At 59.1% G+C, this 13,891-nt stretch carries 15 protein-coding genes and 1 riboswitch; of the genes, 4 read left to right on the top strand and 11 right to left on the bottom strand.

The features are described from left to right. Positions 1 to 9: 9 nt before the first annotated feature. The 6 genes from dxs to GOX45_RS02505 all read right to left on the bottom strand — a co-directional run bounded on the left by dxs (position 10) and on the right by GOX45_RS02505 (position 5,264). Positions 10 to 1,938, bottom strand: a complete 1,929-nt coding sequence (dxs, locus tag GOX45_RS02530) for a 1-deoxy-D-xylulose-5-phosphate synthase (RefSeq protein ID WP_171097654.1) — start codon at positions 1,936 to 1,938, stop codon at positions 10 to 12. Between the two features lie 14 nt (positions 1,939 to 1,952). After that, positions 1,953 to 2,819: a polyprenyl synthetase family protein gene (locus tag GOX45_RS02525; protein ID WP_171097644.1), complete on the bottom strand. Its 867-nt coding sequence runs from the start codon at positions 2,817 to 2,819 to the stop codon at positions 1,953 to 1,955. Continuing rightward, positions 2,820 to 3,062, bottom strand: a complete 243-nt coding sequence (locus GOX45_RS02520; RefSeq protein ID WP_171097642.1) for an exodeoxyribonuclease VII small subunit — start codon at positions 3,060 to 3,062, stop codon at positions 2,820 to 2,822. Then, positions 3,059 to 3,985 carry a histone deacetylase family protein gene (locus tag GOX45_RS02515; RefSeq protein ID WP_171097640.1) on the bottom strand — a complete coding sequence of 309 codons (927 nt, stop codon included), beginning with the start codon at positions 3,983 to 3,985 and terminating at the stop codon, positions 3,059 to 3,061. The genes GOX45_RS02520 and GOX45_RS02515 overlap by 4 nt, the downstream gene beginning before the upstream one ends. Positions 3,986 to 4,053: 68 nt before the next feature. Beyond that, positions 4,054 to 4,755, bottom strand: coding sequence for a response regulator (locus GOX45_RS02510; RefSeq protein WP_171097639.1), 702 nt, complete (start codon positions 4,753 to 4,755; stop codon positions 4,054 to 4,056). Then, positions 4,752 to 5,264, bottom strand: coding sequence for a MarR family winged helix-turn-helix transcriptional regulator (locus tag GOX45_RS02505; RefSeq protein ID WP_171097637.1), 513 nt, complete (start codon positions 5,262 to 5,264; stop codon positions 4,752 to 4,754). Before GOX45_RS02505 ends, GOX45_RS02510 begins: the two co-directional genes overlap by 4 nt. A 155-nt stretch (positions 5,265 to 5,419) precedes the next feature. On the opposite strand from GOX45_RS02505, the gene GOX45_RS02500 reads away from it, so the two are divergent. Beyond that, on the top strand, positions 5,420 to 6,286 hold the full coding sequence (locus GOX45_RS02500; RefSeq protein ID WP_171098140.1) for a branched-chain amino acid aminotransferase: 867 nt from the start codon (positions 5,420 to 5,422) through the stop codon (positions 6,284 to 6,286). 214 nt (positions 6,287 to 6,500) lie between these two features. Then, positions 6,501 to 8,066, top strand: a complete 1,566-nt coding sequence (locus GOX45_RS02495; protein WP_171097635.1) for an alkaline phosphatase — start codon at positions 6,501 to 6,503, stop codon at positions 8,064 to 8,066. Positions 8,067 to 8,119: 53 nt separating this feature from the next. Here the strand turns inward: GOX45_RS02495 and cobO are convergent, their stop codons facing one another. The 5 genes from cobO to GOX45_RS02470 form a co-directional block, all read right to left on the bottom strand. Beyond that, positions 8,120 to 8,719: a cob(I)yrinic acid a,c-diamide adenosyltransferase gene (gene cobO / locus GOX45_RS02490; RefSeq protein WP_171097634.1), complete on the bottom strand. Its 600-nt coding sequence runs from the start codon at positions 8,717 to 8,719 to the stop codon at positions 8,120 to 8,122. A 56-nt stretch (positions 8,720 to 8,775) separates the two neighbouring features. After that, a complete protein-coding gene (locus GOX45_RS02485) occupies positions 8,776 to 9,711 on the bottom strand; it encodes a DMT family transporter (protein WP_171097632.1) in 936 nt (311 codons plus the stop codon). Positions 9,712 to 9,765: 54 nt separating this feature from the next. After that, the gene (locus GOX45_RS02480) at positions 9,766 to 10,428 is read right to left on the bottom strand and encodes an HD domain-containing protein (protein WP_171097630.1); all 663 of its coding nucleotides are present in this window, start codon (positions 10,426 to 10,428) and stop codon (positions 9,766 to 9,768) included. Next, positions 10,412 to 11,512 carry a chorismate synthase gene (gene aroC, locus GOX45_RS02475; RefSeq protein WP_171097627.1) on the bottom strand — a complete coding sequence of 367 codons (1,101 nt, stop codon included), beginning with the start codon at positions 11,510 to 11,512 and terminating at the stop codon, positions 10,412 to 10,414. The genes GOX45_RS02480 and aroC overlap by 17 nt, the downstream gene beginning before the upstream one ends. A 145-nt stretch (positions 11,513 to 11,657) precedes the next feature. Continuing rightward, on the bottom strand, positions 11,658 to 12,116 hold the full coding sequence (locus GOX45_RS02470; protein ID WP_256415678.1) for a 6,7-dimethyl-8-ribityllumazine synthase: 459 nt from the start codon (positions 12,114 to 12,116) through the stop codon (positions 11,658 to 11,660). Positions 12,117 to 12,168: 52 nt separating this feature from the next. Then, a riboswitch (FMN riboswitch) is annotated at positions 12,169 to 12,314 on the bottom strand. Between the two features lie 54 nt (positions 12,315 to 12,368). On the opposite strand from GOX45_RS02470, the gene GOX45_RS02465 reads away from it, so the two are divergent. Together GOX45_RS02465 and GOX45_RS02460 are read left to right on the top strand one after the other, a co-directional pair. Beyond that, the gene (locus tag GOX45_RS02465) at positions 12,369 to 12,998 is read left to right on the top strand and encodes an FMN-binding negative transcriptional regulator (protein WP_171097623.1); all 630 of its coding nucleotides are present in this window, start codon (positions 12,369 to 12,371) and stop codon (positions 12,996 to 12,998) included. Between the two features lie 55 nt (positions 12,999 to 13,053). Then, the gene (locus tag GOX45_RS02460) at positions 13,054 to 13,662 is read left to right on the top strand and encodes a glutathione S-transferase (RefSeq protein ID WP_171097621.1); all 609 of its coding nucleotides are present in this window, start codon (positions 13,054 to 13,056) and stop codon (positions 13,660 to 13,662) included. Positions 13,663 to 13,891 lie beyond the last annotated feature (229 nt).

Below are 13,891 nucleotides of genomic sequence, written 5' to 3'. Positions count from 1 at the left end.
CTCGCTGTATCAGGCTCGTTTTTCACCGATGGTGGCGATACCGAGAACCGAGAGGACTTTGGCCTCGATATGTTCGGCATTCATGCCCGCCACCGCATACATGTCGGCGGGGCTGGCTTGGTCGATAAACACATCCGGCAACACAATCGAGCGATATTTCAACCCGCGATCAAAGACGCCCTCGTCGGCCAAAAGCTGCGCGACATGGCTGCCAAACCCGCCCACGGCGCCCTCTTCTATGGTGATCAGCGCCTCGTGATCTTTGGCCAGATCAAGGATCAGGTCGCGGTCCAATGGTTTGGCAAATCGCGCGTCGGCGATGGTAGGCGTAATGCCACGGGCCGAAAGAGCCTCGGCGGCCTTCTGCACCTCGGACAGGCGGGTGCCAAAAGACAGCAGCGCCACACGCGCGCCTTTTTGAATCATGCGGCCCTTGCCGATCTCCAGCACTTCGCCACGTTCGGGCAGATCAACACCAACGCCTTCGCCACGCGGATAGCGGAAGGCGATGGGCCCCGCGTCATGGGCCACGGCGGTGGCGACCATATGCATCAGTTCAGCCTCATCCGCGGCGGCCATCACAACCATGCCCGGCAGGTTGGCGAGGTAGGCAATGTCGAAAGAACCCGCATGGGTCGCCCCATCCGCGCCCACCAGACCTGCACGGTCGATGGCAAAGCGGACAGGCAGGCGCTGAATGGCGACGTCATGAACCACCTGATCATAGCCACGCTGCAAGAAGGTCGAATAGATCGCACAAAACGGCTTCATCCCGCCAGCGGCCAGTGCAGCCGAAAACGTTACACCATGCTGCTCGGCAATGGCCACATCGAAACAGCGGGACGGATAGCGTTCGGCAAAGAGGTTCAGCCCAGTGCCATCGGGCATCGCGGCGGTGACCGCAACGATCTTGTCATCCCGCGCGGCTTCTTCGACCAGCGTCTTGCCAAAGACCGAAGTATAAGACGGTGCGTTTGAAGGCGCCTTTTTCTGCTCACCCGTGACCACGTCGAACTTGGCCGTCGCATGGCCCTTGTCGCGCGCCTGCTCGGCAGGGGCGTATCCCTTGCCTTTCTTGGTCAGCACATGGATCAGGATCGGCCCGGTCGCGCGCGCTTTGACCGTACGCAGAACCGGCAGCAACTGGTCCATATCATGCCCGTCAATGGGGCCGAGATAGGAAAAGCCCAGCTCTTCAAACAAGGTTCCGCCAACAGCCATGCCTTTCAGCATCTCTTTGGCGCGCTTGGCGCCTTCGCGGAAGGGTTCCGGCAACAGCGACACCGCACCCTTTGCGGCGGCTTTCAGATCTTGGAACGGCTCTTCGGCATAGATCCGGGACAGATAGTTCGACAAGGCCCCCACCGGCGGCGCGATGCTCATCTCATTGTCGTTCAGGATTACGATCAGGCGTTTTCTCAGATGGCCCGCGTTGTTCATCGCCTCAAAGGCCATGCCCGCCGACATCGAGCCGTCACCGATCACCGCAATCGCGTCGCCCAGCCCTTCGGGTGTGACACCGCCCAGATCCCGCGCCACGGCAAAGCCCAGCGCCGCGCTGATCGACGTGCTGGAATGCGCCGCACCAAAGGGGTCATATGGGCTTTCGCTGCGTTTGGTGAACCCGCTTAGCCCGTCTTTCATCCGCAATGTTCGAATCCGATCACGGCGTTCGGTGAGGATCTTGTGCGGATAGCACTGATGGCCAACATCCCAGATGATCTTGTCACGCGGCGTGTCAAACACGGCGTGCAGCGCTGTGGTCAGCTCGACCACACCCAACCCGGCACCCAAATGTCCACCCGTGACCGACACGGCCGAGATCGTCTCGGCCCGCAATTCACTGGCAAGCTGATGCAGTTGCGCGTCTGAAAACTGCTTGAGGTCCGCAGGGCGGTTCACAAGGTCCAACAGAGGCGTATTCGGGCGGTCAGACATTTGGCATTCCTGGCTTAGCTGTCCCGGGCAATAACGAAGCGGGCAGCCTGCTTCAAGGTTTCTGCCTTGGGGCCATAGCTGTCCAGCGCGGCACAGGCCTGATCGACAAGCTCGGCAGCGCGAGACTTGGCCGCATCCAGACCCAACAGCGAAACAAAGGTTGCCTTGCCCGCGTCGGCATCTTTTTGCAGCCGCTTTCCGGCCTTTTCGGCATCACCTACTACATCCAAAATGTCATCAGCGATTTGAAAAGCAAGGCCAAGCGCTTGGGCATATTGGCGCAAGGGGGCCGGATCGCTCTGTGCCAACCGCGCACCCGCGCAGGCCGACCATTCGATCAGAGCGCCGGTCTTGCCCGCTTGCAGCCGGGTGATCTGGTCCAAGGTCAAAGGCTCTGCCGCAGTCTCAGCCGCGATATCCAAGGCCTGCCCCAGAACCATCCCCTGAGCACCGCTGGCTTTCGCCAGTGTTAGAGCCAATTCAGCGCGAGTTTCAGCCCCTCCGACCTCTGGTCGTGTGCAAAGCTCAAACGCCAAGGTTTGCAGCGCGTCCCCTGCCAGCACAGCAATCCCGTCATTCCATTTGACGTGCACAGTGGGGCGTCCACGGCGCAGGTCATCGTCGTCCATGCAAGGCAGATCGTCATGCACCAAGGAATAGGCATGCAAGGCTTCAATCGCGGTCGCAGGCCAGATCGCACGCGCGACATCAACATTATGCAAACGCGCGCTTTCCAACACCAGAAACCCGCGCAACCGTTTGCCGCCCTGCGTGGCATACCCCATCGCACGTGTCACTTCGATATCGTCCAGCGCCCGCAGAACCAGATCGAACTGGGCCTGAATACGCGCGGCATCCTGCGCCAGAATTTCACGAAACATTTACTGACCTTCGACAGGCGTTGTCCCGGTGGGCTGACCATCAGCGTCCAGAGTGATCGCGGCCACTTTCTCCTCGGCGCGCTTCAACTCGTCCTCGCAGCGTTTCTTAAGCGCCGCCCCACGTTCATAAAGGGCAATCGACTGATCCAGTGCCACGTCGCCGCGCTCCAACTGGCCCACAACGGCCTCAAGCTCTTTCATCGCTTGTTCAAACGTCATCTGATCAACGGGGGTCTCGGTCATCTTGCTGCCTTCATCAGTTCTTCCACATGGGCGCGTGTCGCTTCGGCCAATGCGTTCAGATCATACCCGCCTTCCAGAGTCGAGACGATACGTCCCTGACACAGCTCATCGGCGATCTTGCATAGCTCGGCCGTGATCCAGGCAAAATCACCGGTGGACCAGTTCAGATTGGCCAAAGGATCATCCTGATGCGCGTCAAAACCCGCCGAGATAATGATCAATTCCGGCTTGAACGCTCGCAAACGGGGAAAGGCCTGCGCTTCATAGGCAGCACGCATCTCACCACCACCTGTTCCGGGGGCCAGAGGGATGTTCAAAACAGTTTCAAAGGCTCCGGTCTCATCGGGCCGGCCCGATCCGGGCCACAGCGGCATCTGCTGGCTGGTGATCACCAAAGCGCGCCGCTCATCCCACAGCAGATCCTGCGTGCCATTGCCGTGATGCACATCGAAATCCACCACCGCAACACGGTTCAACCCGTGATGATCCAACGCGTGCTTCGCCGCCAAAGCCGCATTGCCAAACAGACAAAACCCCATGGGCGTCTCGGATTCCGCATGGTGCCCCGGCGGGCGAATGGCACAAAACGCATTCGTCGCCTCGCCGCCCAGAACCAGATCAACCGCACGAACCGCCGCCCCTGCCGCACGATAGGCCGCATCCAGCGAGCCGGGAGACATTAACGTATCGCCGTCAATCTGCGCATAGCCCTCGGTTGGGCGCGTTGATTGTATCTCGCGAATATGGCTTTCGGGATGCACCCTCAGCAAATCATCATCCGCCGCCATCGGCGCTGCGACCCGCTTCAGTTCCAACCCCTCCAGCGCATGCAGCACGTGCTCCAACCGCGCCACTCGCTCGGGGTGACCCTCGGGCGTGACATGGTTCAGGCAATCGGCATGGGTCAAAAGCGCTGTGGTCATCGGGATCCCATCTTCATCTGGCTAAAAATATCCTCGCCGAAGGCAAAAATCGCCGCACAGCGGCACACTCAATCCGGCGCCAGCATATAGCCCGCGCCACGAACGGTCTGCAAATAACGGGGCTGTTTCGGATCCTGCTCGATCTTGCGGCGCAATCGGGTGATTTGCACATCCACCGCCCGTTCCTGCGCCTGCCCTTTGTCGCGGCCCAGATCCTCGACCAGTTTGGCACGGCTGATCGCCTCACCCGGCTGGGCCGAGAAGATCTTCATCAACTGGCTTTCCGTTGCCGTCAGACGCACCGGGTCTTCGCCCTGCCACATCTCGCCCCGTTCGATGTCATAACGGATCGGGCCCAGGTTCAGGATCTTTGCAATGGCCTCTTGCGCGGGTGCTTCCGGCATGCGCCGCAGGATCGCATTGATCCGCAGCAACAACTCCTTAGGCTCAAACGGCTTCGCCAGATAATCATCCGCACCGGCCTCAAGCCCGGCAATCCGATGCTCGGTCTCGCCTTTGGCGGTCAGCAACAGGATCGGTGTGGCATTCGTTTCCCGCAAAGACCGCGTCAGGCTGACACCGTCTTCGCCCGGCATCATGACGTCCAGAACAATCAGATCAAAATCCAGCCCCGACAAGACCCGCCGCGCATGTGCGGCATCCCGCGCTGACGTCACCAGAAACCCGCTGCGCACCAGAAATTTCTTGAGGAGGTCTCGGATCCGCTCATCATCGTCAATGATCAGCAGATGGGCGTCCTGTTCGCTCATGAAGTCGTATCCCGCAATTTCGTGTAGGCATGACGCATATCAGCATCCATCATCGCTTCAAGCACTTTGCGAAAGCCCGCCACCGCATCCGGGCCTGCATCCTTATAGGCTGCCCGCATTCTCGCACGTTGCGCATCTGACAATTTCGCCTCCAACGCCTTTCCTTGTTCTGTTAGAAATAGGTGGCGTTCGCGTTTGTCCACTGTTCCGACCCGGCTTTCGACCAAACCATCATCGATCAGACTGCGCAGGACCCGGTTCAAGGATTGCTTTGTCACACCCAAAATCGCCAACAGATTGTTCACCGTTGTGCCCGGCGCGCGGTTGATGAAATGGATTGCCCGGTGGTGGGCGCGGCCGTAGGCCATCTCGGTCAGAATGCGATCGGGATCGGCGGTAAAGCCGCGATATGCGAAGAACATCGCCTCAATGCCCTGACGCAGCTGCTCATCCGTCAGAAACAAAAGGCTTTCACCGCCAAAGGCTGATGAGGGCCGGGTATCAGACATGGTTTGCCTCGTAGGTTTTGCGCCTCAGCTTATGTCAGTGATATTGACATTCCAAGGGCGCAGCGGTATCGAATCGCAGTTTTTGAGCAACATTATGTCCGAAACGGACCTAAATGACGCAACAATCGGAAAACGTGCCGGTTCAGGAGGATAGCATGGCGGGATATGACGATCGTGACGGAACCATCTGGTTGGATGGCAAGCTGGTACCCTGGCGCGACGCCAATGTGCATATCCTGACCCACGCAATGCACTATGCCTCTTCCGTGTTCGAAGGAGAGCGCGCCTATAACGGCAAGATCTTCAAAAGCCGCGAGCATTCCGAGCGCCTGATTGCTTCGGCCGAAGCACTGGATATGCCGATGCCTTACACGGTGGACCAGATCGAAGCCGCAAAAGAAGAAGCTTTGAAAGCCAGCGGTTTGCAGGACGCCTATGTGCGTGCCCTGGTTTGGCGCGGTTCGGGTGAAGATATGGGCGTGGCGTCAGCCAAAAACCCAGTGCGGATGGCCATCGCTGTCTGGCCCTGGGGCGCCTATTATGGCGACGCCAAATTCGAAGGGGCCAAGCTGGACATCGCAGAATGGAAGCGGCCCAGCCCCGAAACCATCCCGGTTCACGCCAAGGCAGCCGGGCTTTACATGATCTGCACCATCTCAAAGCACAAGGCCGAGGCCAAAGGCTGCTCGGACGCGTTGTTCATGGATTGGCGCGGTTACGTGGCCGAAGCAACCGGGGCCAACGTCTTTTTCGTGAAAGACGGCGAGGTTCATACCCCCCTGGCCGATTGTTTTCTGAACGGCATCACCCGCCAGACCGTAATCCAGATGCTGAAAGACAAAGGCATCACCGTACATGAACGCCGGATCAAACCCGAAGAAATGGCCGATTTCGAGCAATGCTGGCTGACCGGCACCGCGGCCGAGGTCACCCCTGTGGGCCAGATTGGTGAGTATACCTTCGAGGTCGGCGACCTGACCCGCGAGATCGCGGAAGATTACGAAAAACTGGTCCGGTCGTAACCTTACCAGCCCCCGCTTCGGCGGGGGTTTTTGATTCTGGGCAACGCGCGCCTTGGCGTACCTACGGCATCGACAACTAGACGCGTTATCCACAACTGTCATAAGATCATTGTGATACTTTCACGAAACTGAGCCCAATGTTTTACAAATGGCGGCTCTTTTCCGCTCGCCAACCGCGCGACCTGAACCAAGGTCCCAACCCAGGAGAGCCCTCATGACCAAACTCATTCGCCCCTCACGCCGGAGCTTTCTGGCCGGAAGCACAGCATTTGCTGCGTCTCTGGCCCTGCCCGCCATCAGCCGAGCCGCATCGCGTCCGGTCTTCACTCATGGTGTCCAGTCGGGCGACGTAGATACATCCTCGGGTATGATCTGGACCCGCACAGACCGCCCTGCCCGTGTGATGATGGAAGTCTCAACCACCGAAAGTTTTGCGGACGCGCGCCAATTGCCACCGATGGACGCAATCCCCAACAGCGATTTTGCCGTCAAGCGGCTGATCGACGGACTGCCTTCGGATCAGGACATCTTCTACCGTTTCGTGGCCGCTGACCTGAGCGATATCAACGCCGTATCAGAGCCTATTGTCGGTCAATTCCGTACTGCCCCCACCTCGCGCCGCAATATCCGCTTTGCCTGGTCGGGCGACACTGCCGGTCAGGGCTGGGGCATCGACGACGATGGGATGCGCACCTATGCCACCATGGCGCAGCACCGCCCGGATTTCTTCATCCATTCGGGTGACACGATCTATGCCGACGGTCCAATGCAGGATGAGGTGGAAAAAGACGGGCAGGTGATCTGGAAGAACACCACCCTGATCGATGAAAAGCGCAAAGTGGCCGAAACGCTGGACGAATTCCGCGCGCAGTGGAAATACAACATGATGGACGACCATGTCCGCGCCATGAACGCTGTCTGCCCGACCTTCTTCCAATGGGATGACCATGAGGTCGTCAACAACTGGTCGGACGCCAAAGATCTGATCTCGGATGACCGCTATAGCGAAAAATCCGTTCACGTGCTGCAAGCCCGTGCCGGTCGTGCTTTCCACGAGATGACCCCGTTGCGGATCACCCCGGCTGAACCCGGTCGCGTGTATCGTAAGATTTCGTACGGGCCGATGCTGGATGTCTTCTTCCTGGACCTGCGCAGCTATCGCGGCCCGAACGGCCCGGCGATGGAGGATGAGATCACCGATCAGTCGCGCATTCTGGGTGCCGAGCAACTGGCATGGCTCAAGCAGGAACTGGCATCGTCGCAGGCCACCTGGAAAGTGATCGCCTCTGACATGCCCATTGGCCTGATCGTCTGGGACAACTGGAAAGAACAAGCCGGGGCCGAGGCGATCTCGAATGGGGATAGCGGCCCGGCCAAGGGGCGCGAGCTTGAGATCGCGGATCTGCTGCGTTTCATCAAGACAGCCGGCGTGACCAACACGGTCTGGTTCACGGCAGATGTTCACTATACCGCCGCGCACTATTACGACCCTAACAAGGCCCAATTCCAGGATTTTGAACCGTTCTGGGAGTTCGTCTCAGGCCCGCTGCACGCTGGCACTTTCGGTCCCAACAGCCTGGATGGCACCTTTGGGCCCGAGGTCAAGTTCGTCAAAGCGCCGGAAGAGGGTCAGGGCGTGAACCTGCCACCCAGCGAGGGGCTGCAATTCTTTGGTCTGGTCGATATCGACGGAGCGACACAGCAGATGACCGTGCGTCTGATGGACCGCGCCGATACCGAGCTTTGGTCAGTAACGCTGGATCCGCAAAGCCGCGCATAAGCCAAAACAGAACATCACATGGAATGCCCCGGACAACCCGGGGCATTTTCCGTTTAATAGTCCAGACCGCGCTGCGCTTTGATCCCGGCTTGAAACGGGTGTTTCTCTTCGGTCATTTCGGTGACCAGATCCGCATAGTCGCGCAAGGCCTGCGGCGCATCCCGGCCCGTCAGCACCACGCTGGTCTTCTCCGAGCGTGCCTCAAGCCCGTTTATGACGTCCTCGACCAAGAGGTATTCGTATCGCAGCGCTATGTTGATCTCATCCAGGAGCAACAGATCATACTCACCGCTGGCCATCAGGTCGCAGGCTTTGCCAAAGGCAGCTGTGGCGGCGGCAATATCGCGGTCGCGGTCCTGCGTATCCCAGGTGAACCCTTCCCCCATCGTGTGCCAAGTGACCAGATCACGTTCCTGGAAAAAGCGGCGCTCACCGGTTTTCCACTTTCCCTTGATGAACTGCACCACGGCAACTTTCTGACCCCAGCCCAATGCCCGGACCACAACCCCTAAGGCCGCCGAGGATTTGCCCTTGCCCTTGCCGGTATTGACCAGCACCAGCCCTCGACCCGGATCCACGGCCTCGGACACTTTCTTGCGGTGCTTGGCCTGCACCTTCTGCATCTTTTCCTTGTGATCCTGCGCGTCGCTCATCGGGAACCCTCATTCTCTGTTCGGGCCAACCTAGGTGAAGTTGGCGAAAGGTAAAGTCACGGTTTGTGATCGGTCAAAGAACGCGCCTTGCCACGTTCAAGCCCCAGCTGGTGTTCACGCCAGACGACCACGATGTTGCCCGCAATCACCAGCGCCGCCCCCAATAGGATGGCCATTGTCGGCAATTCGTCGAACCAGACATAGCCGATGAAAATCGCAAACAGCATCGTTGCATAGTCATACGGGGCCAGCATCGAGGCCTGACCAAACCGATAGGATGAGGTGACCAGAATTTGCGCCACTCCGCCGATCAAGCCCATTGTGACCAATATCAGAGCCTGTTCTGGTGTCGGCATGACCCAGCCCCAAAAGGCGGTCAGGCTGGCCAGAAGACTGGCGGTCATCGAGAAGTAGAAGACGATCGCGGCGGGGTGGTCGACCTTGACCAATTGCCGGATGTGGATCTGCACAAAGGCCCGCGCAACGGTCGCGGTCAGAACACAAAGCGCACCAATAGTTGCCGCAGCTTCCATCTGGGTGCTGCCCAACCGGGGCCAGATCATGATCAGAACACCCAACAGACCAAGTGCAACAGCCCCGATGCGGATCATGCGAATGCGCTCACCCAGGATCAGAGCTGCAAGAATCAGCGTAAAGATCGGAGTGGCGTAGCCAATAGCTGTAACTTCCGGCAGCGGAAGCAGGCTCAGGCCGGTAAAGGTCAACCCCATCGCGCTGGTTCCCAGCACGCCGCGCCAAAAATGGCCCATAGGTTTCTTGACCACAAAGCCCTGCACCAACTCGCCGCGCCAGATCAGCCAGGCGATGATCACAGGAATGGCGAAAAGAGAGCGGAAAAAGACCAGCTCACCGGCTGGAAACGCGTCAGACAGCGCTTTGACCAGGGCAGACATCGCCGTGAACAAAAGCAAAGCGGCCAGTTTCAGCCCCACGGCAAGCATGGGTCGATGCGATGTTAAGGATTGTGCCATTGAGCGCGACCCTGCGCCTTTGCTGCGGAAAGATCAACGACGGGATTGTACCAATCAGCCGGTTTTCCAATTGTCTGGCAGAGGGTGTCCGACCTCTTGGGCCAACACCTCCAAAAAGCCGCGCATCTGGGCCACCCGCTTGCGCGCCAGATCGCGTCCACCTTCGGTCAGCATGTCATCGGGAAGGTTGAGCAGTTTGACCTTCCAGTGATCAATGGCAAAGCTCAAATCGTCCAACGCGCGCTCCTGGGCAAAAGGGTCATCCTGATCATAAAGCGCACGGCCCAAAGCCCCGGACACGGCGAAACACCGGGCAATGCCAATGGCGCCCAGCGCGTCCAGCCGATCTGCATCACGCAGGATACGCGCCTCGGTCGAGCGCGGCGGAATATTTGCGGAAAAGCTATGCGCCTCGATTGCATGCTGTGCGGCGCGAATCCGGTGGTCGTCCAAGCCCAAATCCCTCAGAATAGGCTCTGAAGCTTGCGCGGATTGGCGCGAGGCAAGATGCCGGTCGGGATCGTTTTTGGGCAGGTTTATCAGGTCGTGCAAATAGCATGCTGACAATAGAACCGTCAGATCAACATGATCCTCTGCAATTGCCTGTGCATTGGTCCAGACCCGGTCCAGATGGGCCAGATCATGGGCGGGATCCGTTTGCATCCGCTGCGCGACGATGGCGCGCAAACGGGAGTGAAGATCAGCCAATCTGACCACGGTTCTCGCCAATTTGACCACGATGCAGCAGTAAATGGTCCAGGATCACGCAGGCCATCATCGCCTCACCCACTGGCACAGCCCGGATGCCGACGCAGGGGTCGTGGCGACCTTTGGTGATGATCTCGGTCTCTTCGCCGGATTTGGTGATCGTCTTGCGGGTGGTCAGAATAGAAGAGGTTGGCTTGACCGCAAAGCGCACCACGATGTCCTGACCGGTCGAGATGCCACCCAGAATACCACCCGCGTGGTTCGAGCTGTATTGCGGGCCGTTCTGCCCCATGAAGATCTCATCTGCATTGGCCTCACCGGTCAGTTCGGCGGCGGCCATGCCCTCGCCGATTTCGACGCCCTTCACAGCGTTGATTGACATCATCGCGGCGGCCAAATCGGTGTCTAACTTGGCATAAATCGGCGCGCCCAGCCCGGCGGGAACACCGCGCGCCACCACTTCGACCACCGCGCCGACCGAGTTGCCGGATTTGCGCAGCTCGTCGAGATAAGTGGCCCAGTCCTCGGCGGCTGTTGCATCAGGCGTCCAGAACGGGTTCTGTTCGATCTGAGACCAGTCGAAATTCGAACGGTCGATGCGGCGCGGACCCATCTGGACCATATATCCGGTGATCTGCACATTGGGTACGATCTGCTTGATCGCCTCGCGTGCCAACCCTCCGGCAGCGACGCGTGACGCGGTTTCACGGGCAGAGCTGCGCCCGCCACCGCGATAATCGCGAATGCCGTATTTCTGCCAATAGGTGATATCGGCATGGCCGGGGCGGAACTTGTCCATGATATCCCCGTAGTCCTTGGAGCGCTGGTCGGTGTTTTCGATCATCAGCTGCACCGGAGTCCCGGTGGTCTGGCCTTCGAACACCCCTGACAGGATTTTCACCTGATCGGGCTCACGCCGCTGGGTGGTAAACTTGTTCTGCCCCGGTTTGCGTTTGTCCAGCCAATGCTGGATCATAGCCTCACCGATCTCCACGCCCGGCGGACATCCATCGACGGTGGCCCCCAAAGCAGGACCGTGGCTTTCACCCCAGGTGGTGACGCGGAAAAGATGTCCAAAGCTGTTCATCGACATGAGGCAGTGCTCCTTTGCGCGCTGTGATTACCGGTGCGCGCCTTTGGCCTCAAGCAGATTCCGGTGAGAAGGGGGGAGGGGGCCAGCCCCCTCTTGAGCTTGCGGCTCAATTCACCCCCGAGGTATTTGCGAACAGAAGAAGAGATCAGGCTGCTTTCAGGGCCTGCTGGGTTTTTGTGATGCTGAGTGCGGCTTGGGCGGCCTCGCGCCCTTTTTGCACAAAATGGTCGCGGTAGATGGCGTTGTGATGATCGGTTTCTTGATACTGGTGGGGTGTCAGTGAGACCGACAGGACCGGAATGCCGGTATCCAGGCCCGCGCGCATCAGGCCATCGACCACGGCCTGGGCGACAAAATCGTGGCGATAGATGCCGCCGTCCACCACAAAGGCGGCGCAGGCTATGGCACCGTATTGACCGGTTTGGGCCAGATCGCGGGCCAGCAGCGGCATTTCAAACGCGCCAGGGACATCAAAGACATCGACCTGATCAGATGGGATGAGTTCCAGGAACCCCTCCAGCGCGCGGTCAACGATGTCGGAATGCCAATTGGCTTTGATGAAGGCGAAGCGGGTGTGTGTCATGTGGACCTCCTGAGTTTGCAGACACGTCACCCAAGGCGATCACGAGCAGACGCGCCGCATCACCGGCCCGTTTGCGCGTTCTCTTTCATCCGGACTTTCACCGTCGGCTCTGGCCTCTCACCAGATCTGCTGACACCCCGGTCTGGGGCCGCTCGCGGGCTGACGGGGCGTGGCCCGCATACCGCCGGTGGGGAATTTCACCCCGCCCTGAGAACGTCGCGACCTTGCCAAGGCGCGCGCGGTTCTGCAAGAGCATTTGGCAGGAGGATTGCCATGCACCCGAACCCTGCCTTTCGGAAAGAGACAGACGCGCGCAACATTGCCTTTGCCCGGACACGGGGGTTTGGCGTATTGGCGCTGTCGACCGAGGTGGCGCCGTTGTTGAGCCATGTGCCATTTCTACTTGCTGAGGATGGCACTTGGGCCGATCTGCATCTGGTGCGTTCCAATCCGATCGTTGGCGCGCTGAAACAGCCTTTGACAGCGCGAATCGCGGTGTCAGGGCCAGACAGCTATGTCTCGCCCGATTGGTACGGGGTCGTCGATCAGGTGCCCACGTGGAACTATGTCGCCGTGCATTTGACCGGTGTCTTGGAACGGCGGCCAGCGGAAGAACTGCGGGACGTTCTGGATCGGCAATCGGCCTTCTATGAGGATCGCCTGCGCCCGAAACCGCCTTGGGTGACCGCAAAGATGAACGAGGAAGCGCTGGCTCGCATGATGCGGATGATCGTGCCCTGCCGGTTCCGGGTTGACGAAATTCAAGGCACATGGAAGCTGAACCAGAACAAACCCGATGAAGTGCGCCTGCGGGCAGCGGATCAGATTGGTGCGCATGGGTTTGGCTCTGAACTATCAGAGCTGCAAAACCTGATGCAGGCAATTAAGGAAGCCGAAAATTGACGGGTTTCGTTTCCACACCGCTCTTGTAAGGTCGCGTGGATCAAGGAGAGCGCCGATGAAACTCTATCACAGCCACACCTCGCCCTATGTGCGCAAGGTCATGGTATTGCTACATGAAACCAACCAGCTTGAGGATGTTGCGTTGGAAACGGTGGCCGGTACACCAATTACACCCGCGGCACCTTTGCTGGGCAAGGCCCCTTTGACCAAGGTTCCGGCGCTCGAGCGCCCGGATGGCCCCACCTTGTTCGACAGTCGGGTGATCTGCGCGTTTCTGGACGCGCGGGCTGGCGGGCAGTTCTATCCCGAGGGCGCGCGCCGCTGGGATGTTTTGACGCTTGAAGCATTGGCGGATGGTATCTTGGATGCAGCCCTGCTGATGACCTATGAAGATCGGCTGCGCCCCGATGACAAGAAATGGGAGCCCTGGGTCGAATCGCAATGGGTTAAGATCGACCGGGCTTGTGCTGTCTTGAATCAGCGGTGGATGGCGCATCTGTCGGGGCCATTTGACATGGGTCACATCGCGGTTGCCTGTGCGCTTGGCTATCTGGACCTGCGACACGAGGCGCGAGGATGGCGGAACGGAAATGATGCCTTGGCGGCTTGGTATGAAACAATCAGCCAGCGCCCCAGCATGATGGCAACAGTTCCGCCGCGCTGATCGGTCAACCCTTCAAGATCTCTGCAATCCTGCAGTCCCTCGCCGAATCAACTGCGCTCGATTCGTCGATGAACCAAAAGATGTGGTGGCGAAACATCAAAAAACACCGCCGCATGGTGACAAATTACACAGATGCGGCGTATTGCGCGTTTATGACCGCTGGACGAAATCTATTTGCGTCGATAGACAGCGCGTTTAAGACACCGCCTTTGTGCGGTGCGCGAGCTAT

Source organism: Ruegeria sp. HKCCD7255, assembly GCF_013031565.1.
Classification (GTDB): domain Bacteria; phylum Pseudomonadota; class Alphaproteobacteria; order Rhodobacterales; family Rhodobacteraceae; genus Ruegeria.
Note: the sequence above shows the minus strand (reverse complement) of the source record. Positions and strands in the feature narration are given on the sequence as shown.